Below are 25,051 nucleotides of genomic sequence, written 5' to 3' on the forward strand. Positions count from 1 at the left end.
GGTATCAACAAACTTGGCACACTATTGAGTTCTCAAACAACAGGCACTACCGGCACCACACAACCCGCAAAAACCAGGCCATCCTCGCTCCGGAGCAACTTCACAAGCCTACCCGCACCAGCCCGTCCCCGCAAATCCGCTCCCCCGCACCACCACCGCACAAACCGGCAACCAGCACGAACAAACCAACCCGCAACAACAGACACCAAACCAAGACCACCCCCGGCACCAGTGCACAGCACACGCCGGTAACAGCCTCAGAATTGTATGGGTTTCGCCGCCCTCACCGGGGCGACTAAACAACTATACGACGCCCACCACCCCAACACAAATCCACCCCAACACCCCGGCAAACACCGGCTCAGGCCGGGCCGACCTCGACCATGGCAAGGGTCCTCTTGCCCCGGCGTACTAGGGCGTAGCGCCCGTGCAGGAGTTCGTTGGATCCGATTGCCGCATCAGGGTCGGTAACCTTGACGTTGTTCACGTACGCCCCGCCCTCGCTCACGGTCCGACGGGCGGCCGAGTTGCTTGCCGAGAGTCCGCTAGCGGTGAGCAGCTCAACGACGGTAGGGCTCCCCGCCGGCAGTGTTACTGCCGGCAACTCGGCGGTGGCCGCGGTGAGGGTGAGTTCGTCGAGCAGCTCCAGTTCGCCCTGGCCGAACAGCGCGGCGGAGGCGGCGATCACCTTCTCTGTGGCGTCGACCCCGTGGATCAGGGACGTGACGTCGTAGGCGAGGGTGCGCTGGGCCTGACGCAGGTGGGCCCGTTCGGCAGTGGCCTGCTCCAGTTCCTCGATCTCCTCCCGGGTCCGGAAGGTGAAAACCTTCAACCGGTCGATGACGTCGGCGTCCGAGGTGTTCAGCCAGAACTGGAACATGGCGTAGGGGCTGGTCATGGCCGCGTCGAGCCAGACGGCGTTGCCCTCACTCTTGCCGAACTTCGTGCCGTCGGAGTTGGTGATCAGCGGCGTGCCGATCGCGTGGACGCTCTTGCCCTCGGCCTTGCGGATCAGTTCGGTGCCGCTAGTCAGGTTCCCCCACTGGTCCGAACCGCCGGTCTGCAGCACGCAGCCGTAGCTGCGGAACAGCTCGAGGAAGTCCATCCCCTGGAGAACCTGGTAGCTGAACTCGGCGTAGCTGATGCCCTCGTCGGAGTTCAGCCGGGTGGCGACGGTGTCCTTCTTGATCATCGTGCCGACCCGGAAGTGCTTGCCGACCTCGCGCAGGAAGTCGATGGCGCTCAGAGGCGCTGTCCAGTCGAGGTTGTTGACCATCCGGGCCGCGCTGGGGCCCTCGAAATCGAGGAAGCGCTGCACCTGGCCCTGAAGGTAACCCACCCACTCGGCCACAGTTTCCTTGGTGTTCATCGTCCGCTCGGCGGTCGGGCGCGGATCCCCCACCAGCCCGGTCGAGCCACCGACAAGGGCAAGCGGGCGGTGCCCGGCCAGCTGCAGGCGCCGCATGGTCAGCAGCTGCACCAGGTTGCCCAGGTGCAGGCTTGGCGCTGTCGGATCGAACCCGCAGTAGAACGTGGCCGGCTCACCGCCGAGCAGCTCTTCGAGCTCGGCCTCGTCTGTCGAGACCTGCACGAGCCCGCGCCAGCGCAACTCCTGCCACACGTTGTCGAACGAGGGGTCATTCCGCTGGGCGCTGAGGCCGGCGGCTGTTACTTCGGTTGGCTCCACAGCTCCAAATTATCAGTCCTCGATGCCCTCGGGAATTTGCCCGGTCGCGATGAGGCGCAGGCGCTGGGTGGGCCGGGTCATTGCAACGTAGAGGTCCCCGACGCGGGCCGACGCCGCATCGAGCATCAATTCCGGCTCGAGGATGGTGACGCCGTCGAATTCAAGCCCCTTCGACCCCCGGGGCGTAATCACGACAATGTCCTGGCTGGGCCCTCCGGCTCCCGAGCCGACGCGCGGACCGTACTCCGCCTGCAGCGCCCGGCGCACCTCGCCGAGGCGGCCCTCGGGGGTGATGACGGCGAGCAGCCCGCCGTCGATCGCGGCGAGCTCTTCGGGCAGTGCGCGGAGCAGTGCCGGCACGAGCTCGGGCACGCGGTCGATGACCGGGGCGAAGCGCCCTTCACGCACCGCCTTGGGCGCGGAGATCACAAGGCCCGCCGCCGTGGCCATGCGGACCGCGGCCTCGGCGATCTGGGCCGGCGTGCGGTAGTTGACCGTGAGCTCTTCGAGCTGCCAGCGTTCTCCGACGAACGGCTCAAGCGCCTGCTGCCACGAACTGGATCCGGCGGCGGAGCTCGTCTGGGCGATGTCGCCGACGATGGTGAAGGACTTGAGCGGACAACGCCGCATCAGAAGACGCCACTGCATGGGCGAGAGTTCCTGGGCCTCGTCGACAACGATGTGCCCGTACGCCCAGGTGCGGTCCCCCGAGGCACGCTCGGCGGCGGTCAATCGGGTTGCGGAGACGGTGTTGTGCTGCGCAAGTGCTTCGGCGGTTACCACGCCGTCGACCCCGGAGTCCTCAAGGGAAGCGCTGACGTTTTCGAGGGCACGTTCGGCATTGGCCAGGTCGCGGCGGTGTTCCTGGTCGCGGGCCGCGGTGTCGCGGCCGGCGGAAGCATCGAGTTCACCCAGGAGCTCTGCGGCCTCGTCCAGCAGTGCGATGTCGGCTTCGGTCCAGGGCGAGCCGGCGGGCCTCAGCAGCAGCGAGCGGTCGGCGTCGCTCCAGTGTGGTGCCGCGGCCCGGAGGTGAGCAGGCTTGGTGAGGAGCTCTCCTATGAGCCGTTCGGGAGTGAGCGGCATCCACGCCAGGTTGAGGGCGATCCGCACGTCTCGCGAACTGCGCACATCCTCGGCGAGGTAGGACCGGTCGGCGTTGTTGCCCCCACCTGAGGACGCCTCGAGGTAGTCGTTAAGCTGGTCGGTCAGTTCTCGAAGCAGGATCTTCACGAAGGTCACGCGCGCCTCATTGTGCGGCTTGCCGGTCGCCCGGGCCCTGTCCCGCGCCCGTGCCACCTGGCGGGGAGTCAGGGTGAGCAGCGTCCCCTCGACGTTGAGCCGTTTGGTTTCCTCCGGCACCCGCTGCCGGTTCGCCACCGCGTTCTTAACGATCTGCGCCATCTCCAGCCGGCCCTTGAGCGCGGCAGCGCGCTCGTCAGGCTCGGGAATGGTGGTGATCCCCGGCATGAGCGTGCCGATTCCGGCCATGACGACGCCGGTCTCGCCCAGCGAGGGGAGCACCCGTTCGATGTATTTCATGAAGGCGTCGGTGGGTCCGACGAGCAGCACGCCGGCCGACTTCAGCCGTTCCCGGTGGGTGTAGAGCAGGTACGCGGCCCGGTGGAGGGCGACCGCCGTCTTTCCCGTGCCCGGGCCGCCCTGGACCACCGTGATCCCCGAGAGCGGAGCCCGGATGATGCGGTCCTGTTCGGCCTGGATGGTTCCGACGATGTCGGACATCTGCCCGGTCCTGCGGGAGTTGAGTGCGGCAAGCAGGGCACCTTCGCCCTGCAGCGACTGGTCGTCGCTCAGCAGTTCCGCGTCGAGCACGTCGTCCTCGATGGCAACGACGTCGCGCCGGGAAAGGATCAGGTGGCGGCGCCGCCGCACGCCCATACGTTCGAAGGCGGTCGCCTGGTAGAAGGTGCCAGCCTCGGGCGCCCTCCAGTCGACCATCAACTGCTGGAGGTCCTCGGTTGAAAGACCGATCCGGCCGATGTACCGCTTGTCGCCGTCATCGAGGTCCAGCCGGCCGAAGACGAGGCGGTCGTCGACGGCATTGAGCTGCGCCAACCGATCCTCATACATTGTGGCGAACGCGTCGCGTTCGGACCGGTTCTGGTGGGAACCCGCTGAGACAGTGCGGCGTACCTCGGCCAGCTGCGCCGTTTTTTCGGCCCGCAGCTCATCGAGCCGCCGGTACAGGCCGTTGACATAGCCCCGCTCGTATTCAAGCTCGCTGGCGGGCCTTGACGCTTCTTGCATTGGTGGTTTCCCTCTCGGAAAGGCGGACCGTCAATTCTACAGTGCGAAAGGGTTAGACGGTTGATAAGGCGTGGAGCGGATACCCGGAGAGCAGATCACGGCCGCCGAGGCCGTCGAGTTCGAGCACGACGCCGCAGCCAACAACCTGCGCGCCGCTTCGTTCAAACAACCGCACTGCTGCCGCGAGGGTTCCTCCGGTGGCCAGCACGTCATCGACGAGAAGGACCCGCGTTCCCGGCGCGATGTCGTCCTGGTGGATCTCGAGCGTCGCCTGACCATATTCCAGATCGTATTGCTCGGCGTAAACACGCCGCGGCAACTTGCCTGCCTTCCGGACCGTGGAAACCCCTGTCCCGGCCGCATAGGCTCCAGCGGCGGCCAGCAGGAATCCGCGGGCCTCAATCCCTGCCACCAGGTCGAATCGTCCGGCGAAGGGCTCCATGAGCGAGTCGACGACGGTGCGGAACGCCTGTGGGTCGGCGAACACCGGGGTGAGGTCCCGGAACACGATTCCGGGTTTTGGGAAGTCCGGCACTCTGGTGCACAACCGGCCGATCAGGTCCTGGGCCGAAGGGGGCCCGGCGGGGGCGTCCGCGCTGATATTCACCCAACCACCTTACGGGCACCTCGGGGTTTGGCCGCCCGGTAACGCGACACCGACGGATCATCGGTGAGCCAGAACCGCCACGGGTACTCCGCGGACCCGCCGGGACCGCTCAATCCGACCCGCGGACCCGTTGAATAGGCATCGGGCGGAACCGGGCTCTCGGGCAGCTCGAGCAGCAGCGGCCCGCTGAACACGTCGGCCCCGTCGAACCGGAGATCGAGTCCCAGCGCCTGGGCAAGGCGCGCGGGTCCACGGGCCAGGTCCAGATCCAGGCGGGGGTTCCCCCGCCGGCTGCGCGCTGTCCCGACGCCGCCGACCACCTCCCCCGCCCGCAGAAGCAGCCCACCGGACCTTCCGTCCTCACCGCAGACCACGTTGGCGCAGTAGTGCATCCCGTAGGTGAAATATACGTACAGGTGCCCCGCGGGGCCGAAGAGGGTCGAGTTGCGGGAGGTCTTCCCGCGGAAGGCGTGCGACCCGGGGTCCTCCGCGCCGAGGTACGCCTCCACCTCGGTGACGCGGACGGTCACCGGTTCCTCGCCGCTGTCACCGCTGTGCGTGATCAGGGCACCGAGGAGCAGGGGCGCTGCCTCGAGGGGATTGACGGCGAGCCTGCTGCGCGCGGTTTCGAGGGATTGTTCATCGACGGTCACCACGGAGGCTACGGTAGCAAAGCCCGACGGCGGCGGTGCCGCACCCGCCACGGCGATGTCCGAATCCCGCTAGCTCCCCGGCCTGCATGTTGAGAGGATGGAGTAATGGATTTCTGGCAGCAGTACCGGGCGATCGACGCACGGGACGTTCGATTCGACGGGCAGTTCGTGACGGCCGTCTCAAGCACCCGCATCTACTGCAGGCCATCCTGCCCCGCCCGGACGCCGAAACCGGCCAACGTCACGTTCTACCGGACCTCCGCCGCGGCCCACGAGGCGGGCTACCGCGCGTGCAAGCGCTGCCTGCCCGAGGCCGTACCCGGCACACCCGAGTGGAACCTGCGTTCGGACGTGGCAGCGCGCTGCATGCGCCTTATCGCCGACGGAGAGGTCGACCGTTCCGGCGTTCCCGGTCTCGCCGCCAAGCTCGGCTACTCGGAACGGCAGCTGAACCGGATCCTGCGGGAAGAACTTGGGGCCGGGCCGCTGGCGCTGGCACGTGCTTCCCGGGTCCAGACGGCGCGGTCGCTGCTCACCGCCACCGGAATGAAGTTCGCCGACGTCGCCTTTGCTGCAGGCTTCCGCAGCATCCGCCAGTTCAACGACACAGTGCACGAGGTGTTCGACCTCACCCCCACCCAACTGCGTGGTGCTGCGCGGGCAGTTCCGGCCGCTGCCGGTGGAAGTGCGCGGAATCCGCAGCCCGGCACGCACCCCCAGCTGGCGTTGGCGCTCCCGCTGCGGGCCCCCTATGACAACGGAATCTTTGACTTCCTGGCGGCCCGGGCCGTTGCGGGCGTGGAGGAAGGATCCGACGGCGGGTACGCGCGGCTCGTCCGTCTTCCACAGGGGCAGGGCTGGTTCAGGGCCTCCCCTGTCGCGGCCGGCAGCGGTCGGCCGCCGGAGCTGCGGGTCGAGATCGAGCTCGAGGTGCTCGCCGACCTGCCCGTCCTGCTTTCACGCATCCGCCGCCTGTTCGACCTCGACGCCGACCCCGCCGCCGTCGACGCCGCACTCGCCGAGAGCCCGCTCCTCGCCCCGCTGGCGGCACTGCATCCGGGCATCCGCCTTCCTGGGGCGGTCGATCCGCAGGAGATGCTCATCCGCGCGATGATCGGCCAGCAGATCACAGTGCGGGCCGCAACGACCGCCCTGTCGGTTCTGGCACGGGACGGTGAGCCCTCGGTTTTCTCCCGCCCCGGCTTCGACCGCCTCTTTCCCGCTGCGGCCCAGATTGCCGCGTCGGCGGTCGAACTGCTGCGCGGACCGGCGCGCCGCATCGAAGCCGTCCGGCACGCCGCCCAGGCCCTCGCCGACGGGACGGTGAATTTCGGCGTTGAAGACGACCTGTCCTCTCTTGAGGAAAAGCTCCTTCCCCTGCCGGGAATCGGGCCGTGGACAGTCAGGTACCTTGCGATGCGCGTCCTCGGCGCCCCGGATATCCATCTGGAGAACGACGCCGCCGTCCGGAACGGCTGGGCGGCCCTGACCGGCTCCGCCGCGGGTGCCGGCCCTGCGGAGCATCGCCGCGCCGCCGCAGAAGCGATGGCCGCGGCAAGCCCCTGGCGCTCGTACGGCACAATGCACCTATGGCGCGCGGCAGCCCCCACCAGCCGTCCGGCCCGCCGGCCCTCCGGCGATTCCAGTCCGACTCCGCAGCTACACCCGCACACTCCGCCGTTACACCTGCACACAAGGAACACCGAGGACACCCCGTGATGAAATCTCTGACCGCCACCATTTCGACCCCCGACGGACCCTTCACCGTCATCGAGCGTGACGGAGTCGTGCTTGCCTCAGGGTGGACAGCGGACACCTCCGAGCTCACGGGGCAGATCCACCCCACCCTCGCACCGACGTCGTTCACCGACGCACCGGCCGAGCTCAGGGCGATCCTAGAAGCCGTCGAGGCCTACTACTCCGGCGACTTCGCCGCGATCGACGGTGTGCCGGTGCATCAACTGTCGGGGCCCTTCCGTAACCGGGCGTGGGAGGCCCTGCGGCTTGTGCGGCCCGGCGAACCGGTCACCTACGCCCGGTATGCGGCGCTTGCCGGAAACGCGGGCGCCGTCCGCGCCGCGGCCGGCGCCTGCGCCCGCAATGCCGCGGCACTCTTCATCCCGTGCCACCGGGTGGTGCGCACCGATGGAACCCTTGGAGGCTTCCGGTGGGGCATCGAGGTGAAGCGCCGGCTCCTGGACCGCGAAGCCGCAGGCCGGCACGAGACTCACGGCGCCTCGGCCGTAGCCCAGTCCGCGCCGGGCGAGCAGGCCCTCCTCTTTTCCTGATCTCCGTGCCGGAGGGCATGTCCCTTCGGGCCGCCTGACGCCCGGCCGGAGGCACCGGTTGGTCCAATGGTCAGGCTAGGCTCGGATAATCGTTGTTTGGAATCCATCTGGGGGGAACATGGTCGGCATCATTGGTTTGCTGTCTTATTGCTTGGTGATGGCACTCGGGGCCGTTGCCCTCTATTGGGTCATCCGCCTCGGAGTGAAGCACGGCCTGAGGTCGTACTATGCCGAGGCGGGCCGTGAATCCGGCGCATCGGTAAATCCGCTGAACGGACTTCCCAGGCCCTGAATCCCGCGGTCGCGCAACGATCCTCCGCGGAGGTTCAGGGCTCGATCCGCTGGGAAATGCGGACGAGGTTGCCGGAGGGGTCGCGGAAGGCGCAGTCGCGCGGGCCCCAGGGCTGATCGAGGGGCTCCTGCATGACTTCGGCCCCGGGTGCTGTGCGTACCTTTTCGAATGTCGCATCGAGGTCATCGGTGCTGAACACGATACTGGGCAGCACCCCCTTGGTGAGCATGGCCTGGAGGGCGTCGCCGTCAGCCTGCGGCCGTCCGGCGTGGGGGTCTGAGAGCACTATCTCAAGGCCGGGTTGGAGCGGACTGCCGAGCGTGATCCACCGGTGCCCGTCGGAGGTGACATCGTTACGCACTTGGAGGCCAAGCCCGTCCCGGTAGAAGGCGATTGATTCGTCAGGATCGTTGACGATGATGTTGCAGTACTGGAGTGAAGTATTCATGCCGCAACGCTAATCCCGGGCGGTGGCCGGCGCTTCTCCAATCCTGCTCGAACCGTGCCGCGACGGGCGCGTGTGTGACTTTACGGTGCAGGATGGCATTGCCTCGGCGGCGGCGTGTTCCCTTCTGCGGTAGGCGCTGGGGCTCTCTCCGACGATCTCGGTGAACCGGGCGCTGAAGGAGCCCAGGGATGTACAGCCCACCGCCATGCAGGCATCAGTGACGGTCATCCCCTCCCTCAGCAGTGCCATCGCCCGTTCGATCCGGCGGGTCATGAGGTAGCCGTAGGGCGTTTCGCCGTAGGCCGCGGAGAACTGCCGGGAGAAGTGGGCCGGGGACATGAACGCCTGGCGGGCCATTGCCGGAACATCCAGCGGGCGTGCGTAATCGCGGTCGATGCTGTCCCGCACCCGCCGGAGCAACGCCAGGGTGGTGAGGTCCTGCTGGCCCATGCGAACGAGGATACCCCCGGGACCCCGGCCGGGGGTATCCTGCCGGAACGGCTTCGTCGGACCCGGATCCTGCCCGCTAGCGCGACTGCAGTGCGTCGAGGGCGACAGCCATTGCGGCGGCCACCCTCCCGTCGAGGCGAGCGCCGGGAACTGTGACGTCGTATCTGTCTCGCAGGGAGCGTCCCCGCTCCGACGTCATGACCACCTGGCCCGAGGCGTCAACGAAGTCGAAGTGGAAGAGGAAGGGTGCGGGGATGCTTTCGGCGAACGGCACGAGTTCCCATACCCGGCGGGCGACGGCCACGCCCATACTCCGCTCGCTTCCCACGGCCTGGACTCCTGGTGCGTCGAGGTGCCAGGTGGAGCGCAGGAGCGACTTGCCGAAATCCTTGCGGAAGCTGCCGAGGGGACGCCCCGCGGCATCGAGCACATCGTAGGTTGCTCCAAGATCGAGCCGCTGGCGGGCCTTGAAGGAAAACAGCCGTGTGGTTCGTGACTCGTCGGAGTAGAACGTGACCTCCTCCTTGAAGGCCGCCCGCTTCTGCTGCGCCATCGCCAGCAGGGCACCGAACTGGCCGTCTGCTCCGACAGCGCGGATCTCGTAACGGTTCACCATCATGGTGATCCGCTGCGCGACGGCGAAGCGCTCCACGCGCTGCAAAGTTTCCACGGTTCTCTCCCTCTTGACACATTGTCGTGCTGACAAGGTATTCGAAATTCCGCATGAGCAACAGCGGGGCCCGACGCAGTGCCGCAGCTAGGGTGGGGCCCATGGGGATTTATCAGGAGCCGGAATTCGAACCGGTCATCATCCAGGACCTTGGCGCGGAACCGTCGACGGCGGTGACAACCGGCAATGAAAGGGAGAAACGCATTACCGGCGGGGAGCCGTATTTCGTGGCCGCCTGGGCGATTACCCTGCTGATGCTGGGCTCGGGCGCCGCCTGGCTCATCACGTTCGACCCCGGGATGGCGTTTGGCTCCTACGCCGGCTACGAGCCGCAGGGCACCTTCATCAGCGGGGTCCCCGCCCCGGGCCCCTACCCGGGCAGGAACATTCTCGCGAATTACTTCCAGGCGGCCCCCCTGCTGCTCGTTGCAGGAATGAGCGCGTCGGTTCTCCTCCTCGCCGTGCACGGGGTGCTGCGGAGCCGGCGCTGAAGCCGGCCGCCACAAGCATCCGCGATAAGGGATTAGTCAGGATACTGAAGGACCGTTGACAGGAATTAGTCCAGTCGCTTTACTTATCCCAACGGCGGGCCTTCCACTTTCACTTCCGTCGCTGCCCGCCCGTCCTCCTGCCGGCCGAAGGCGACCTGCAGGATCGTTTGGTGGGTTCCAAATGGAGCAAAGGAGCACCATGCGAAAGTCAGTTCTCTGGGCTGCGCCCACCATCCCCTTTCTGGTTCTTGCAGCCTCTGGCTGCGCCCCTGCAGGCAATGACGCTGAGGGCGGCGACAAGTCCATCACCGTGGCGTATCAGAAAACCGCCACGTACACGCAGGTGGACGCCCTTATGAAGAAGGCAAAGGAAGATTTCGAATCGGCCAACCCGGGTTCAACAATCGAACTTGAACCCATCCAGGCGGAAGAGAACGACTACGCCACCAAGCTGGCGCTCATGCAGCGCTCCCCCGACACCGCGCCCGACGTCTTCTACGAGGACAGTTTCCGGGTACGGCCCGACGCGGAGGCCGGTTACCTCCTGGCCCTGGACGAGTACCTCGCAGAGTGGGAGGACTGGGACTCTGCGTTCATCGAAAGCGCCAAGCAGGCGGGCCTCGGTGCGGACGGAAAGACGTACGCCGTACCGATGGGCACCGACACCCGGGCCCTCTGGTACAACACCGAGGTCTTCAAGGAGGCAGGACTGCCGGTGCCGTGGGAGCCCAAGACCTGGGACGACATCCTCAGCGCTGCCGAAAAGATCAAGGCGGCAATCCCCGACGCCGTCCCCTTCAACATCTACTCCGGCACCGGCATGGGCGAAGCCGCCTCAATGCAGGGATTCGAGATGCTCCTCTACGGCACGAAGGACACCCTCTACGACACTGAGCAGAGCAAGTGGATCGTCGGGTCGCAGGGGTTCAAGGACGCCCTGCAGTTCGTATCCGACGTCTACGTCGGCGGGCTTGGGCCGGATGTCGCAACGGCGCTCGACTCGAACTACTACCAGCAGCTCAACGGCGAGGGCTACCCCACCAACAAGGTCGGCGCATCGATCGACGGCTCGTGGATTGCGGGCACCTGGCTTGAGGGCGGGCCCGCGCCGTGGCCTGAATGGTCGGAAGTCATGGCAACCGCGCCAATGCCGACCCAGAATGGGCAGGAGCCCGGCGCCACGAGCATGTCCGGTGGCTGGACCCTCGCGGTGGGAGCGAACTCCAAGAACCCCGACCTCGCGTTCGACTTCATCAGCACCGCGCTCAACAAGGACAACACCCTGTCCTTCAACGTAGCTGCCTCCCAGGTTCCGGTACGGAGCGACGTGGCGGAGGACCCCGCGTTCACGGATTCCAGCCCGGTGAACAAGTTCTTCAGCGACCTCGTCGAAGTGACGCATTACCGCCCCACCACCTCGGACTATCCGGAAATCTCCGGCAGCATCCAGCAGGCGATGGAAGCGGTCATGACAGGTGAACAGTCTGTGGACGAGGCCGCCGCCGCGTACGACGAAGCGGTCAAGAACCTGGTCGGCGACGACAACGTCATCCAGAAGTGACAGTCGCCCCGACCCGAACCGGCGGGACGGGAAGGCCGCCGCACCCGACGCGGCGCCAGGACGCGGCAGGCCGCAACCGCATCACTGCGCGCCGCTCCGTGCGGCGCGCAGTGCCCCTCGTCCCCGCCGTCGTGCTCCTGGCGTTGTTCATGCTAGGCCCGGTGATTTGGTCCGTCTACGGTTCCTTCACCAATGCCTCCCTCTCGGGTACTGCAGCCTCGAATCCACGGTTCGTGGGCCTGGACAACTACATCGCGCTTGTGACCGATCCCGACTTCCCGAACGCACTGTGGCTGACCGTCGTGTTCCTGCTCGTCTCGGCGGTCATCGGGCAGAACTTCCTCGGCCTGGGACTGGCCCTGCTGACCGCGGCGGCGCCCAAGGCCGTCCGTTCGATTGTCGCGACGACGGTGGTGACGGCGTGGGTCCTGCCGGAGATCGTTGCGGCATTTGCCTGCTACGCCTTCTTCAGCTCCGACGGGACGCTGAACCGGCTGCTGACAGTCGGCAACGCGCAACCGGTCGACTGGCTGTTCAGCTACCCGATGGCGGCCGTCATCCTGGCCAACATCTGGAGGGGCACGGCGTTCTCAATGATGATCTACGAGGCTGCATTGAACGATGTGGCGCCCGAAATCACCGAGGCGGCCGTCATTGACGGAGCCGGCGGGTGGAAACGCCTGATCTACGTCACGATTCCCATGATCCGCAACAGCATCTCGACGAACCTGATGCTCATTACCCTGCAGACCCTTTCCGTCTTCACCCTGATCTTCGTAATGACGAGCGGCGGGCCGAACCAGCGCAGCACCACCCTTCCGATCTTCGCCTATGCGGAGGCGTTCGGGCTCGGGAAGGTCGGTTACGGCACTGCCATCGCCACGGTCATGCTGCTCATCGGCGCCGTGTTCTCCATCCTGTACATCCGTGTTCTCAAGCCGGGGGACAATTCATGACCGCCTCCATCTCCTCACCGCGCAAATCGATCTCCCGGGGCATCTCCTCGGCCGTCCTGCTCGCGATCGCCGCCTGCTTCCTCCTCCCGCTGGCCTGGCTGCTCCTCGCATCGCTGGACACCCAGGCCACTGCCTCGCTGAACATGCCGGCACAGTTTTCGCTGGCCAACTTCTCGGCGGTCCTGACACCGGAGCAGACCCTGTGGCCGCTCTGGAACAGTTTCCTCCTCTCGGCAGGCTGCGCCGTCATCACCGTGCTGGCCGCAGTGCTCGCCGCCTATCCCCTTTCCCGCTACCAGGCTCGGTACAACAAACCGTTCCTGTACGGCGTGCTGTTCGGCACGGGACTTCCCATCACGGCGATGATGGTGCCCGTGTACAGCATGTTCGTCAGGCTGGGGCAGCTCGACAGCGTTGCCGCTGTGGCGCTGTTCATGGCCGCAACATCGCTGCCGATGGCAATCTGGATGACCAAGAACTTCATGGACTCCGTGCCGATCAGCCTCGAAGAGGCGGCATGGATCGACGGGGCGAGCGCGATGCGGGCGCTCCGCACCGTTGTTGTTCCGCTGATGAGGCCCGGGCTCGCTGTGGTGTTCATCTTCGTGTTCATCCAGGCCTGGGGGAACTTCTTCATTCCGTTCATCCTGCTGCTCTCGAACCACAAACAGCCCGCCGCCGTGACGGTCTTCAACTTCTTTGGCCAGTACGGGAGCATCGCCTACGGGCAGCTCGCGGCGTTCTCCCTGCTCTACTCGATCCCCGTCATCGTCCTCTACGTCATCGTCACCAAGGGCATCGGCGGTTCATTCGCCACAGCCGGGGCGATCAAGGGCTAGCGCCCCGCAGCATCCATCCCCCGTGGCCTTCTGGCCACCGCCGGTTTCCGTCGGCTCAACGCACACCGAAAGGTCCCCAACGCATGCATTACGACAGCCCCCTCGTAGAGGCCCGCATCAGGCGTTTCCGCGGAGAACGACTCCAGCCGGCACTCTACCGAAGCACCGCTCCCCTCAACCTCAGCTCCTGGGAAGTCCCCGATGAGCCGGTCCCGTTCGAGGAGGCGGTGCGCAACGAATTCACTCCTGCCGAGCATGGGATGTACTGGGGCAAACCGTGGGGAACGGTCTGGTTCCATGCTGAGGGAAAGGTGCCCCCGGCCTGGGCCGATGAACAGGACACGAGGGTTGAACTTGTCGTCGACCTCGGCTTCACCGGTGCACAGCCGGGATTCCAGGCCGAGGGCACCGTGTACTCGGCGTCGGGCCGCATCCTGAAGGCCGTGGAGCCGCTCAACCGCGGCGTCAGGTTCAATGCCGGCTTCGGCGAACCCGTCGACCTCTACATCGAAGCTGCGGCAAACCCGAACGTGGCACAGGACTTCCTGTTCATCCCCACCCCCTACGGGGACAAAGCGACGGCCGGGGATGCGAAACTGTACCGCCTCGCCCAGATCGAGATCGGCCTCCTCGATCTGACGGTGTGGGAGCTCGAGCAGGACTTCGCCGCCCTCATGGGACTGCTGGAGCAGCTTCCCGCCTCCTCGCAGCGGCGCGCGGAAATCCTCCGCGCCCTCGACCGGGCCGTCGATGAAATGGACCCCGACGACGTCACCGGAACCGCGCAGCTCGGCAGGGACATCCTGGCGCCGGCCCTCGCCAAGCCGGCCTCCGCGAGCGCGCACCGGCTCCACGCCGTCGGGCACGCCCACATCGACTCCGCCTGGCTCTGGCCGACGCGCGAGACGGTACGGAAGGTGGCGCGCACCTTCTCCAACGTGTGCGACCTCATCGATGAGAACCCCGACTTTGTCTTCGCGGCGTCGTCGGCACAGCAGTACGCCTGGCTCAAGGCGTCGTACCCCGAGCTGTTCGAGCGGGTGAAGGCGAAGGTGGCCGCCGGGAACTTCGTTCCCGTCGGAGGGATGTGGGTCGAATCCGACACCAACCTGCCCGGCGGGGAAGCCCTCGCACGGCAGTTCGTGGCCGGCAAGAGCTTCTTCCTCCGCGAGTTCGGCGTTGAGTGTGAAGAGGTGTGGCTCCCCGATTCCTTCGGCTATTCAGCGGCGCTCCCCCAGATCATGGCCGCCGCCGGCGCGCGCTGGTTCCTGACGCAGAAGATCTCCTGGAACGAGACGAACACGATGCCGCACCATACCTTCCGCTGGGAGGGCATCGACGGCACGCAGCTGTTCACCCACTTCCCTCCCGTCGACACGTACAACTCCACCCTTGAGGGCGGGGAACTCGCCCGTGCCGAGGCCCAGTACGCCGAGAAGGGCATCGGCACCACATCGATGGTTCCCTTCGGCCACGGCGACGGCGGAGGCGGACCAACCCGCGAAATGATCGCCGCCGCCCGCCGGACCCATTCCCTTGAGGGATCGCCCACCGTCACCCTCTCCAGCCCGCGGGCCTTCTTCGAGGACGCGGAGGCCGAGTATCCGCAGCCGCCGGTCTGGTCGGGAGAGCTCTACCTGGAATTCCACCGCGGCACCTACACGTCACAGGCCCGCACCAAGCGCGGCAACCGGCGCTCGGAGCATCTCCTGCGGGAGGCCGAGCTCTGGGCAACGACGGCGGCCGTGCGCACCGGATCCGCCTATCCGGACCAGGAGCTGCGGGAGCTCTGGCAGCTTGTGCTGCTCCAGCAGTTCCATGACATCCTGCCCGGCTCCTCCATCGCCTGGGTCCACCAGGAGGCCGAGCGGAACTACGCCGAAGTGGCCGTGCGGCTCGAGGCGATCATCGAGGAGGCCGCCCGGAGCCTCCTCGGCACCGGGGAGCACACCGCCCTGCTCAACGCATCGCCCTACCCGGTGCACGGCGTTCCGGCACTGGGCGCGGCCGCGGAGAACCCGCACACCGGCACGGGCACCATCAGCACTGTCGACGGGGGCTACCGCCTTGAGAACGCCGCCGTCCGGGTCCTCGTTGACGGCGCCGGCCTCGTACGGTCCATCTACGACATCGAAGCCGGGCGTGAGCTGGTTCCCGAGGGTGCAGCGGCGAACCTCCTGCAGCTGCACCGCGACACGCCCACCCAGTGGGATGCTTGGGACATCGACGAGCACTACCGCCGGAACACCCGCGACCTTGACGAGGTCGCCGAGATGCAGGTCCTTGACGGAGCAGGCGGCCAGGCGCTGAGGATCGAGCGGGAATTCAACGCGTCGCGGGTGGTCCAGATCCTCTCCCTCGACGCCACCGAGCCCCGCCTCGACATCAGCACGGAGGTCGACTGGCACGAGCAAAAGAAGCTGCTCAAACTGGCGTTCCCCCTCGACGTCCATGCCGACCGCGCAACCTCTGAGATCCAATTCGGCCATATCCACCGCCCCACCCACGCCAACACCACCTGGGACGCCGCCCGCTTCGAAACGGTGGCGCACCGCTGGGTGCACGTCGGTGAAACCGGCTACGGGGTGTCAGTGGCGAACGACTCGACCTACGGCCACGACATCGCCCGCTCATCCTCAAGCGGCCGGGGGTCGACCACCACGGTGCGGCTGTCGCTGCTGCGGGCTCCAACCTTCCCCGACCCCGCCGCAGACCAGGGCCAGCACCTGATGAAGGTGTCCGTCCGGGTAGGCGCCGGCATACCTGAGGCGGTCAAGGAGGGCTACCGGCTCAACTTGCCGCTGCGGACGGTCCAGGGAGTGGAATCCGCCGACGTCCCTCCCCTGTTCACCGTGAGCCATGACGCGCTGGTCATCGAGGCGGTCAAGCTGGCCGAGGACGGCAGCGGCGACGTCGTGGTCCGTCTCTATGAGGCGCACGGCATGCGGGCCAGGGGCACGCTGACGGCCGGCTTCGGCTTCGCTGCGGTGCAGGAGACGGACCTCCTTGAGCGTCCCGTCGAGGGCGTGGCGGTCCGCCGGGGGGACTCCCCCACGGTGGAGCTGGAGCTGCGGCCATTCCAACTCGCAACGCTAAGATTTGCACTCAAGGGTTAGCCCGAAGGACCTATTCGAGGTGGAGGTTGGTGCCGTGAGCACTGTATTCGGTGCGCCTTCGCGCCGCGGCACCAACCTTCCCCGGATGGGCGACTTCAACCAGACAGTTGTCCTTGACGCAATCCGGCGGTCGCAAGGCGGCCTCAGCCGCGTTGAACTCGCCGCGGCAACCGGACTGTCGGCGCAGACACTTTCAAATATTGCCCGGCGGCTGCTTGACCAGTCACTGGTCGTCGAGTCCGGGACGGTCAGGAAGGGGCGCGGGAAGCCAAGGACGGTGCTCACCCTCAACCCGACAGCGTGCTACGCGGTCGGGGTGCACCTTGATCCTGCAATCATCACCTTCGTGATCCTCGACCTCAGCGGACAGGTCATCGCCCACTCCACGCGGCGTACCCCGCTGAAGCCCGGCGCCGAGGCCGTGGTCGACGTCATGGCGTCGGCCGTCGCCGACCTGCTGGCCGGTGCGGGGGTGGACCGGGAGCTCGTGCTGGGCGTCGGCGTCGCCTCGCCCGGACCGATCGACCCGGTGCGCGGCGTGGTCGTCGATCCTCCGTTCCTGCTCGGATGGCACCAGGTCCCGCTGCGCGACTCCCTCAGCCGGGCAACCGGCTTCCCGGTGGTGCTCGAGAAGGACGTCGCCGCCGCGGCGGTCGCCGAGATCTGGGGCAGCCACAGCGACTCTCCGGAAAACTTCATTTTCGTCTACCTCGGAACGGGCATCGGCATGGGCCTGGTATCGGGGGGCTCGGTGCTTCGCGGAAGGACGCAGAACGCCGGAGAGGTCGGGCACATCGTCGTAGCTCCAGACGGGCCGGAGTGCTCGTGCGGGCTGCGGGGCTGCCTCGCGGTGACCTGCATGCCGCAGAACCTCGTGCAGGAGGCAGTGCGGATCGGCGTGCTCGGCTACCCCGTGAACAACGCCGATCCGGGAGCGGTCGAAACTGCGTTCCTCGAACTGTGCTCCCGCGCCCTGAACGAGCGGGCCGCGCGCACGATCATCGACGTCTCCGCGGAACGTGTGGCGAAGGCGGTATCCGTGCTGACGAACGCCCTTGACTTCGACCGGGTGGTGTTCGGAGGCCCGTACTGGCCCCTGCTTGCCGAGTCCTATCTCAGGATCGTTCCGGCGAGCCTGCACCGCCTCACCGTCGCACCGCACACGGAGGCCATCCAGGTTGAGGGGACCGCCTTCGGTACCGATGTGGGCGCGGTCGGCGCCGCGTGCACGGTTTTCGATGACGCCCTCTCACCCCACACGAAGCAGCTGCTGCTGCAGACCTGACTACCGGCGCCGGAGCGGTTCAGCCCGCCAGGTTCCGGCGGTAAAAGTCCTCAAGCGCGTGGAGCTTCTTCTCGCTGCGGTGCGGCACCGCCCCGGCGAGGTTGACCGCCACGTCGTCGAGGTGGGCGTGCCAGTGAGCCATGAGCTTCGGCAGGGCCGCCCGGTCCTCGATGACCATCCGCACAGTCACCGACGTCGCCTCGCCGTCCACTGTAAGGTCCACCTCGGTGAGTTCAACGAGCGGTTGTTCCTCGGGGTCGGCCGTGATGGCGTCGTTGACCAGGAGCAGCGGTGCCTCGTACCGGCGGTCGAATCGGAACATCTCCACGCCGTCCTCCTGCTCGATCACGCCCATGGTCTGGGAGAGGGAGAACCGGCGTCCGTACTCATCGCGCAGCTGCGCCCAGGACGGACCGGGGCGGGGCGCCGTGCCGGCGGCGGCAGCACGAAGGCCGTCGAGGATCAGCTGCCACCCGGCGGCGCCCTCGGTCAGGAATTCGTCGGTTTCCGGATGCATGCGCACCTGGATCAGGGTGCCGTCCCCGCAGGGCAGCACCCGGAACTCGACGATCGAGACGAGGCCGAACTCGTCCTCCCACGTGTACTGGAGCTTCGTGGGCGGATCGAATTGGAGGACCGTGCCGGAGACCACGGCACCGTCCAGGTGGAGCGTGTACTCCTTGCCGAGCTGCAGCCCTTTTTCGAGCCGCCCAAGCCACTGTTCCACCTTGGGCGGGGAGGTGAGCAGCTCCCAGATGTGGGGCCGCGGGTAGTCGAGCTGCTCGTCGAAGGCCAGGACGTGCCCTTCGCGCACCTTTTCGATCCGGCCGGTGAGCTCCGGCACCGCCGCCCGCACGACGAGATGGGATGTGTCGGTGGATGGTTCCATTGCTTCCTCCGGGTCGGTTGAGCACAACCTACTCCGCGACCGGAGCCTACGGAAGACTCACGGCGCCCCCGCCGCTGGAGGCAGCGAAAGAACGCACGTCCCGCAGCCCGGCCTCCAGGGCGGAGAGCTGCCGGGCCACGGCGGAGGGCGCTGTTCCGCCCTGCCCGTTACGGCTGTTGAGGGAGCCCTCCACGCTGAGCACCGTCCGCACCTCCGGGGTCAGGTGGGTCGAGATTCCCGCGAACTCCTCGTCGGTGAGGTCCTCAAGCCCCACTCCGCGGCCCTCGGCAAGGCGCACCGCCGAGCCGGAGAGCTCGTGGGCCTCCCGGAAGGGCACGCCCTGGCGCACGAGCCATTCGGCGATGTCCGTCGCGAGCGCGAACCCCTGCGGGGCGAGCTCGGCCATTCGCTGGGTGTTGAAGGTGAGGGTTGCAAGCATTCCGGCGACGGCCGGCAGCAGCAGCTCGAGGGTGTCGACGGCATCGAAGACCGGCTCCTTGTCTTCCTGGAGGTCCCGGTTGTAGGCGAGGGGAAGGCCCTTGAGCGTGGCGAGCAGTCCGGCGAGGTCTCCGATCAGCCGGCCGGCCTTGCCGCGGGCGAGTTCGGCGACGTCGGGGTTCTTCTTCTGCGGCATGATCGAGGACCCGGTGGAGAACGCATCGTCGAGCGTGACGAAGGAGAACTCGCGGGTGGCCCAGAGGATGACCTCTTCGCTGATCCGGGAGAGGTCGACACCGATCATTGCGGCAACCCACGAGAACTCGGCGTAGACGTCGCGGGAGGCGGTGCCGTCGATCGAGTTGTGGGTGGCGGAGTCGAAACCGAGCTCCGCCGCGACCGCTTCAGGGTCGAGCCCCAGCGAGGATCCGGCAAGCGCGCCGGACCCGTACGGGGAGATCGCCGCGCGCCGGTCCCAGTCGTGAAGCCGCTGCACATCGCGCAGCAGGGCCCAGGCGTGAGCCAGGAGGTGATGGCTCAGGAGCACCGGCTGCGCGTGCTGGAGGTGGGTCCTCCCCGGCATCGGCGCGTTGGGGTGCGCCGTGGCCTGGGCGAGGAGCGAGTCGACGGTGTCGAGGACCCCGCCGGCGATGATCCGGGCATGGTCGCGCAGGTACATGCGGCCAAGGGTTGCCACCTGGTCGTTCCGGGAGCGGCCGGCACGCAGCTTTCCGCCGAGGGCGGTGCCGGCCCGCTCGATCAGCCCGCGTTCGAGGGATCCGTGGACGTCCTCGTCGTCGTCGGCGGGCGTGTAGGCCCCCGAGCGGACGTCGGCGTCGAGGGCGTCGAGCGCGGCGAGCATCTCTCGCAGTTCGGCGTCGTCAAGCAGGCCCGCGCCGGCGAGCACCCGGGCGTGCGCCCGGGACCCCGCCAGGTCGTAGGGGGCGAGGCGCCAGTCGAAATGCGTCGACTTGCTCAGCGCTGCGAGGGCGCCGGCCGGTCCGCTGGCGAACCGCCCTCCCCATAGGGACCCGGCGTTGGTGGCGCCCCCCGCCGCTCCCGCCATGTCAGGCACCGGCCCGCTGGTCGCGGCCGGAGGCCACCTTCGAGGAGAGCCCGAAGATTTCGATGAAGCCGCGCGCCATCGACTGGTCGAACGTGTCGCCGGTGTCGTAGGTCGCGAGGTTGAAGTCGTAGAGCGCCGTCTCGGAGCGCCGCCCGGTCACCGTGGCCCGCCCGCCGTGGAGTTCCATGCGGATGTCGCCGGTGACGTACTTCTGGGTGTCCTCAACGAACGCGTCGAGGGAGCGCTTCAGCGGCGAGAACCACTGGCCGTCGTAGACCAGTTCGGTCCAACGCTGGTCCACTGTCTTCTTGAAGCGGGCCTGCTCGCGTTCGACGGTCACGTTCTCCAGTTCACGGTGCGCCGCGATGAGGGCCATCGCTCCGGGGGCCTCGTAGATCTCGCGGCTCTTGATGCCCACGAGCCGGTCCTCGACGATGTCGATCCGGCCGACGCCCTGAGCGCCGGCCCTGCGGTTGAGCTGCTCGATCGCCTGGAGGGGCGTGACGGGTGTGCCGTCGATGGCCACGGGGATGCCGGCCTTGAAGCTGATGACCACCTCGTCTGCCACCGGGGAGAAGTCGGGAGAGTCGGTGTACTCGTACACGTCCTTGGTGGGCCCGTTCCAGATGTCTTCGAGGAAGCCGGTTTCGACGGCGCGGCCCCAGACGTTCTGGTCGATGGAGAAGGGATTCTTCTTTGTGGTCTCGATCGGCAGGTTGTTGGCCTCGGCGAACGCGATGGCCTTGTCGCGGGTCAGTGCGAGGTCGCGCACCGGGGCGATGCACTTGAGGTCCGGGCCGAGGGTCTGGATGCCAACCTCGAACCGCACCTGGTCGTTGCCCTTGCCGGTGCAGCCGTGGGCGACGGTGGTGGCACCGAACTCGCGGGCGGCGGCGACGAGGTGCTTGACGATGACGGGCCGGGAGAGCGCCGAGACGAGGGGGTAGGCGTCCATGTAAAGCGCGTTGGTCTTGAGCGCGGGCATGCAGTATTCGGTGGCGAACTCGTCGCGCGCGTCGGCGATGTAGGCCTCGACGGCGCCGCAGCCGAGTGCCCGCTGGCGGATTGCTTCGAGCGATTCCCCTCCCTGTCCGACGTCGACGGCCACGGCGATCACTTCGGCGCCGGTGGCTTCGGCGATCCAGCCGATTGCCACTGAGGTGTCGAGTCCGCCGGAGTAGGCAAGGACGATGCGTTCGGTCACTGGGTGTGCTCCTCTGAAAGTTCGGATGGGTGGTTGGTGGGTTCTGCCGCGCCGCGGTTCGGCGCCGGGTTCTCGGGTGAAGGGTTCTCGGGTGAAGCATCGCGGGCCGGGCCGGGCGGGCCCGGCACGAGGAGCGGTTCGGAGCCGCTCAGCGGGTCCTGGGCGAAGTTCAGGAACCGCTCGGCGACCTCGGCTCCCCCGTTGGGGTCCCGGGTGACGAGCATGACCGTGTCATCGCCGGCGATGCTGCCAAGGACCGAGGGCATGATGGAGTGGTCGATCGCCAGGGCGAGGAAGTTCGCGGCGCCCGGCGGAGTGCGGAGGATGACGATATTCGCCGACGCCTCGGCGGTGACGAGCAGTTCGGCGCACAGCCGGCCCAGCCTCGCATCGAGGATCTCCTGGGTGAGCCCGGTCTGTGGTGCCCTGCCCCCGCCCTCCCCCGGAACGGCGTAGACAAGGGCGCCGTCCTTTCCGCGGACGCGCACGGCTCCGAGCTCGACGAGGTCGCGGGACAGCGTCGCCTGGGTCACCTGCACTCCGTCGGCGGCGAGCAGTGCCGCGAGCTCGGCCTGCGAGCGGACCGACCGCGCCGTGAGCAGGGCCGTGATCTGCGCCTGGCGGGCGGTCTTCGTCGCCGGCCGCGACCCGTCGCGCTGCACGGTCATGGCGTGCCCGCCGGAGCCGAGGCGCGCAGCAGCCAGACGAGCAGCGCCTTCTGGGCGTGGAGCCTGTTCTCCGCCTCGTCCCAGACAACGGACTGCGGGCCGTCGATGACGTCGGCGGAGATCTCGTAGCCGCGGTAGGCAGGCAGGCAGTGAAGGACGACCGCGTCAGGGGCGGCGAGGGCCAGGGCGGCGCCGTCGACGGCGTAGGGACGGAACAGCGCCAGCCGCTGTTCCTTCTCGTCTTCCTGGCCCATCGAGACCCAGGTGTCGGTGGCAACCACGTCGGCCCCGGCCAGCGCCTGTGCGGGGTCGGTTGTGACGAGGACCGAACCTCCGGTTTCCTCGGCACGGCGTACGGCGGCGGCCACGATCCGCTCCTCGGGGAGGTGCCCCGCCGGGCCGGCGATCCGCACGTGCATTCCGGCGGTCACGCCGGCGAGGAGGTAGGAATTGGCCATGTTGTTCGCGGCGTCGCCGAGGTAGCTCAGGGTGAGCCCTGCCAGGGCTCCCTTGTGTTCGCGGACGGTCATCAGGTCGGCCAGCAGCTGGCACGGGTGGTAGTCGTCGGAAAGGGCGTTGATCACCGGAACGGTGGAGTTGGCTGCCATCTCCTCAAGCCCCGACTGGGCGTAGGTGCGCCAGACGACTGCTGCGACCATCCGCTCCAGCACCCTCGCGGTGTCGGAGATCGACTCCTTGTGCCCAAGCTGGGATTCTCCCGCGCCGATGATCAGCGGCACCCCGCCGAGGTCGGCGATGCCTGCGGCGAAGGAGATCCGGGTGCGGGTGGAGGTCTTGTCGAAGATGACGGCAACGGTTTTCCGGCCGGCCGCGCCCGCGGCGAGGGGCGACTCGGCGTAGGGATCCTTTTTCAGGGTGAGCGCAAGGTCGAGGATTTCGGTCTGCTCCGCCGGGGTGAGGTCGGTGTCGACCAGGAAGTGGCGCGTCATGCTGGTGCTCCTTGCGCTTGCTGAAGGATGGCGGGCAGGGCCTCGAGGAAGGACCGGGCCTGGTCGAGGGTGAGGATCAGTGGCGGGGCGAGCCGGAGAGTCCGGGGGCCGGGGCTGTTGATGATGAATCCGGCGTCGAGCGCCGCCCCCACCGCCGCGGGGGCGTAGTCGCCGTCGAGGTCGATGCCGATGAGCAGGCCCCTGCCTCGGACCTCCGCCACCCCGGGGAGGGCGGCGATGCCGGCGCGGAGCTGGTCTCCGACCTCGCGCACGTTCCTCAGCGCATCGGTCGTCTCGAGGGTGTGCAGCGTCGCCAGCCCTGCGGCGGTCGCGACGGGGTTGCCGCCGAAGGTGCTTCCGTGCTGGCCGGCGGTCAGCAGGCCGGACGCTGCGGGCCCGAAGGTCAGCAACGCCCCGATGGGGAACCCGCCGCCAAGGCCCTTGGCCAGCGTCACCGCGTCGGGCACGATGGCGTCGGGCCCGTCGGCGTGGGCGAACCAGGCGCCGGTGCGGCCGACGCCGGTCTGCACCTCGTCGACGATGAGCAGGGCTCCGTGCCGCAGGGTCGCCTCGCGGGCCCGCGTCAGGTACCCGGCGGGCAGCGGATGCACCCCTGACTCCCCTTGGAGGGGTTCGAGGAACACGGCCGCAACGGTCTCGTCGATGGCTTGGACGAGCGCTTCGATGTCGCCGAAGGGCACATGCTCGACGCCGCCGGGCAGCGGTTCGAAGGGTTCCCGGTAGGTCTTTTTCCAGGTGAGGGCCAGAGCCCCCATGGTGCGGCCGTGGAAGGCCCCTTCCAGGGCGAGGATGCGGTTGCGCTTGGGCGAGCTGTTCCGGCGTGCGAGTTTGAGGGCCGCCTCGATGGCCTCGGCACCGGAGTTCGTGAAGAACACCTTCGATTCGGCCGGTGCCGCGGCGAGCGCAAGCAGTTTCTCCGCCAGGGCCACCTGGGCGGGGCTGGTGAAGAAATTGGAGATGTGGCCGAGGGTTGAGAGCTGGGCGGCGATGACCGCCGTGAGGAACGGGTGGGCGTGGCCAAGGGTGTTGACCGCGATGCCGCCGAGCAGGTCGAGGTACTGCCTGCCGTCGGCGTCCCAGACGGTGCAGCCCTCTCCCCTCACCAGGACCCGCTGCGGGGTGCCGAACACGCCGAGGAGCGACGAACCGTACCGGGTGAGCCAGGCCTCGGAGGACGTGCCTGCCGGTGCGAGGCTGCTCAGGAACTCGGCCCCGGCGGTTCCGGCCTCCGGCGCCGGCGTTCCCGGGCTCATGCCGTGCCGCCGTTCGGCGCAGGGACCGCCGGCAGCGGACGGTGGTCGGGGACCACCTGCGTGCCGATGCCCGCCGTGGTGAAGGTTTCAAGGAGCATCGAGTGGGCAAGGCGGCCGTCGACGATGTGGGCGCGGTCGACTCCCCCGTCGACGGCCTTCAGGCAGGCCGCCATCTTCGGGATCATGCCGGCCTGGAGCGAGGGCAGCATGGTGCGCAGTTCGGCCGCGGTAAGGGAGGAGATCAGGGAGTCCTTGTCGGGCCAGCGCGCGTAAAGGCCCTCGACGTCGGTCAGGATCACGAGCTTTGACGCTCCCAGGGCCTCTGCGAGGGCCGCGGCGGCGGTGTCGGCGTTCACGTTGAGAACCTGGCCGGTGCCCTCCCCGGCGGAGTCGACCTCCGGTGCCACCGTCGAGATGACGGGGATGCGCCCGGCCTGGAGGATGTCGAGGATGGCGCCCGGGTTGACCCCGGTCACCTCGCCGACAAGCCCGAGGTCGACCTCCTCGCCGTTCACCACCGTGCCGGTGCGGGCGGCGCGCAGGAGGCCCCCGTCTTCCCCGGAGAGTCCGACGGCGTAGGGTCCGTGGGCGTTGATGAGGCCCACGAGTTCGCGGCCCACCGAGCCGGTGAGGACCATGCGCACCACGTCCATCGCCTCGGGGGTGGTGACGCGCAGGCCGCCCTGGAAATCGGAGTCGATGCCCAGGCGCTTGAGCATCGCGCTGATCTGCGGCCCTCCCCCGTGCACGACGACGGGGCGGATGCCGACGTGGTGCAGGAAGACGATGTCTTCGGCGAAGGCACGCCGCAGGTCGTCGCTGATCATCGCGTTTCCGCCGTACTTGATGACCATCGTCGTGCCGGCGAAGCGCTGGATCCACGGCAGCGCTTCGATGAGGGTTTCGGCCTTGTCCTGGGCCGTGGCGGCCGGTGGAAGTGCTGGAGAGGTCATG

At 67.8% G+C, this 25,051-nt stretch carries 21 protein-coding genes and 1 pseudogene; 8 read left to right on the plus strand and 14 right to left on the minus strand.

Going from position 1 to position 25,051, the window contains the following annotated elements:
- Positions 1-361: 361 nt before the first annotated feature.
- From tyrS to AC4D14_RS16305, 4 genes are read right to left on the minus strand one after another with little or no spacing between them, the layout of a single operon-like run.
- A complete protein-coding gene (tyrS, locus tag AC4D14_RS16290; RefSeq protein ID WP_490903713.1) occupies positions 362-1,687 on the minus strand; it encodes a tyrosine--tRNA ligase in 1,326 nt (441 codons plus the stop codon).
- A 12-nt stretch (positions 1,688-1,699) separates the two neighbouring features.
- Positions 1,700-3,952 carry a HelD family protein gene (locus tag AC4D14_RS16295; RefSeq protein WP_490903714.1) on the minus strand — a complete coding sequence of 751 codons (2,253 nt, stop codon included), beginning with the start codon at positions 3,950-3,952 and terminating at the stop codon, positions 1,700-1,702.
- Between the two features lie 52 nt (positions 3,953-4,004).
- A complete protein-coding gene (locus AC4D14_RS16300; protein WP_490903715.1) occupies positions 4,005-4,559 on the minus strand; it encodes an adenine phosphoribosyltransferase in 555 nt (184 codons plus the stop codon).
- Positions 4,556-5,212: a DNA-3-methyladenine glycosylase gene (locus tag AC4D14_RS16305; protein ID WP_490903716.1), complete on the minus strand. Its 657-nt coding sequence runs from the start codon at positions 5,210-5,212 to the stop codon at positions 4,556-4,558. The genes AC4D14_RS16300 and AC4D14_RS16305 overlap by 4 nt, the downstream gene beginning before the upstream one ends.
- A gap of 105 nt (positions 5,213-5,317) precedes the next feature.
- On the opposite strand from AC4D14_RS16305, the gene AC4D14_RS16310 reads away from it, so the two are divergent.
- Together AC4D14_RS16310 and AC4D14_RS16315 are read left to right on the plus strand one after the other, a co-directional pair.
- Positions 5,318-6,931 (plus strand): DNA-3-methyladenine glycosylase 2 family protein, encoded by a 1,614-nt coding sequence (locus AC4D14_RS16310; protein WP_490903717.1) that lies wholly within the window; start codon positions 5,318-5,320, stop codon positions 6,929-6,931.
- Positions 6,931-7,500 (plus strand): methylated-DNA--[protein]-cysteine S-methyltransferase, encoded by a 570-nt coding sequence (locus AC4D14_RS16315; protein ID WP_490903718.1) that lies wholly within the window; start codon positions 6,931-6,933, stop codon positions 7,498-7,500. The genes AC4D14_RS16310 and AC4D14_RS16315 overlap by 1 nt, the downstream gene beginning before the upstream one ends.
- A 326-nt stretch (positions 7,501-7,826) precedes the next feature.
- On the opposite strand, the gene AC4D14_RS16320 is transcribed toward AC4D14_RS16315, so the two are convergent.
- The 3 genes from AC4D14_RS16320 to AC4D14_RS16330 form a co-directional block, all read right to left on the minus strand.
- Positions 7,827-8,240 carry a VOC family protein gene (locus AC4D14_RS16320; protein ID WP_490903719.1) on the minus strand — a complete coding sequence of 138 codons (414 nt, stop codon included), beginning with the start codon at positions 8,238-8,240 and terminating at the stop codon, positions 7,827-7,829.
- A 9-nt stretch (positions 8,241-8,249) separates the two neighbouring features.
- Positions 8,250-8,690 carry a helix-turn-helix transcriptional regulator gene (locus AC4D14_RS16325; RefSeq protein WP_490903720.1) on the minus strand — a complete coding sequence of 147 codons (441 nt, stop codon included), beginning with the start codon at positions 8,688-8,690 and terminating at the stop codon, positions 8,250-8,252.
- A 76-nt stretch (positions 8,691-8,766) separates the two neighbouring features.
- Positions 8,767-9,360: an LURP-one-related family protein gene (locus AC4D14_RS16330; protein WP_490903721.1), complete on the minus strand. Its 594-nt coding sequence runs from the start codon at positions 9,358-9,360 to the stop codon at positions 8,767-8,769.
- Positions 9,361-9,461: 101 nt separating this feature from the next.
- Between AC4D14_RS16330 and AC4D14_RS16335 the strand changes: the two genes are divergently transcribed.
- From AC4D14_RS16335 to AC4D14_RS16360, 6 genes are all read left to right on the plus strand, one after another.
- Positions 9,462-9,851 carry a hypothetical protein gene (locus AC4D14_RS16335; RefSeq protein ID WP_490903722.1) on the plus strand — a complete coding sequence of 130 codons (390 nt, stop codon included), beginning with the start codon at positions 9,462-9,464 and terminating at the stop codon, positions 9,849-9,851.
- A 199-nt stretch (positions 9,852-10,050) separates the two neighbouring features.
- Positions 10,051-11,412 (plus strand): extracellular solute-binding protein, encoded by a 1,362-nt coding sequence (locus tag AC4D14_RS16340; RefSeq protein WP_490903723.1) that lies wholly within the window; start codon positions 10,051-10,053, stop codon positions 11,410-11,412.
- Entirely contained in the window at positions 11,409-12,368 is a 960-nt protein-coding gene (locus tag AC4D14_RS16345; RefSeq protein ID WP_490903724.1) for a carbohydrate ABC transporter permease, read from the plus strand. The genes AC4D14_RS16340 and AC4D14_RS16345 overlap by 4 nt, the downstream gene beginning before the upstream one ends.
- Positions 12,365-13,207, plus strand: coding sequence for a carbohydrate ABC transporter permease (locus AC4D14_RS16350; protein WP_490903725.1), 843 nt, complete (start codon positions 12,365-12,367; stop codon positions 13,205-13,207). The genes AC4D14_RS16345 and AC4D14_RS16350 overlap by 4 nt, the downstream gene beginning before the upstream one ends.
- 83 nt (positions 13,208-13,290) lie before the next feature.
- Positions 13,291-16,323 (plus strand): alpha-mannosidase, encoded by a 3,033-nt coding sequence (locus tag AC4D14_RS16355; RefSeq protein ID WP_490903726.1) that lies wholly within the window; start codon positions 13,291-13,293, stop codon positions 16,321-16,323.
- 34 nt (positions 16,324-16,357) lie between these two features.
- Positions 16,358-17,608: an ROK family transcriptional regulator gene (locus AC4D14_RS16360; RefSeq protein ID WP_490903727.1), complete on the plus strand. Its 1,251-nt coding sequence runs from the start codon at positions 16,358-16,360 to the stop codon at positions 17,606-17,608.
- A gap of 19 nt (positions 17,609-17,627) precedes the next feature.
- Here AC4D14_RS16360 and AC4D14_RS16365 read toward each other — a convergent pair whose 3' ends face one another.
- From AC4D14_RS16365 to argB, 7 genes and pseudogenes are all read right to left on the minus strand, one after another.
- Positions 17,628-18,497 (minus strand): SRPBCC domain-containing protein, encoded by an 870-nt coding sequence (locus AC4D14_RS16365; protein ID WP_490903728.1) that lies wholly within the window; start codon positions 18,495-18,497, stop codon positions 17,628-17,630.
- Between the two features lie 46 nt (positions 18,498-18,543).
- Positions 18,544-20,001 (minus strand): argininosuccinate lyase, encoded by a 1,458-nt coding sequence (gene argH, locus AC4D14_RS16370; protein WP_490903729.1) that lies wholly within the window; start codon positions 19,999-20,001, stop codon positions 18,544-18,546.
- A 1-nt stretch (position 20,002) separates the two neighbouring features.
- Positions 20,003-21,205 carry an argininosuccinate synthase gene (locus tag AC4D14_RS16375; protein ID WP_490903730.1) on the minus strand — a complete coding sequence of 401 codons (1,203 nt, stop codon included), beginning with the start codon at positions 21,203-21,205 and terminating at the stop codon, positions 20,003-20,005.
- Positions 21,206-21,360: 155 nt separating this feature from the next.
- Positions 21,361-21,873: pseudogene (locus AC4D14_RS16380) on the minus strand (arginine repressor); the annotation flags it as partial.
- Complete coding sequence (gene argF, locus AC4D14_RS16385; RefSeq protein WP_490903731.1) at positions 21,870-22,823, minus strand: ornithine carbamoyltransferase; 954 nt, start codon at positions 22,821-22,823, stop codon at positions 21,870-21,872. The pseudogene AC4D14_RS16380 and the gene argF, both read right to left, overlap by 4 nt.
- Positions 22,820-24,097 (minus strand): acetylornithine transaminase, encoded by a 1,278-nt coding sequence (locus tag AC4D14_RS16390; RefSeq protein ID WP_490903732.1) that lies wholly within the window; start codon positions 24,095-24,097, stop codon positions 22,820-22,822. Before AC4D14_RS16390 ends, argF begins: the two co-directional genes overlap by 4 nt.
- Positions 24,094-25,050, minus strand: coding sequence for an acetylglutamate kinase (gene argB, locus AC4D14_RS16395; RefSeq protein WP_490903733.1), 957 nt, complete (start codon positions 25,048-25,050; stop codon positions 24,094-24,096). The genes AC4D14_RS16390 and argB overlap by 4 nt, the downstream gene beginning before the upstream one ends.
- Position 25,051 lies beyond the last annotated feature (1 nt).

It is taken from the genome of Arthrobacter sp. TJ-254 (assembly GCF_058269175.1).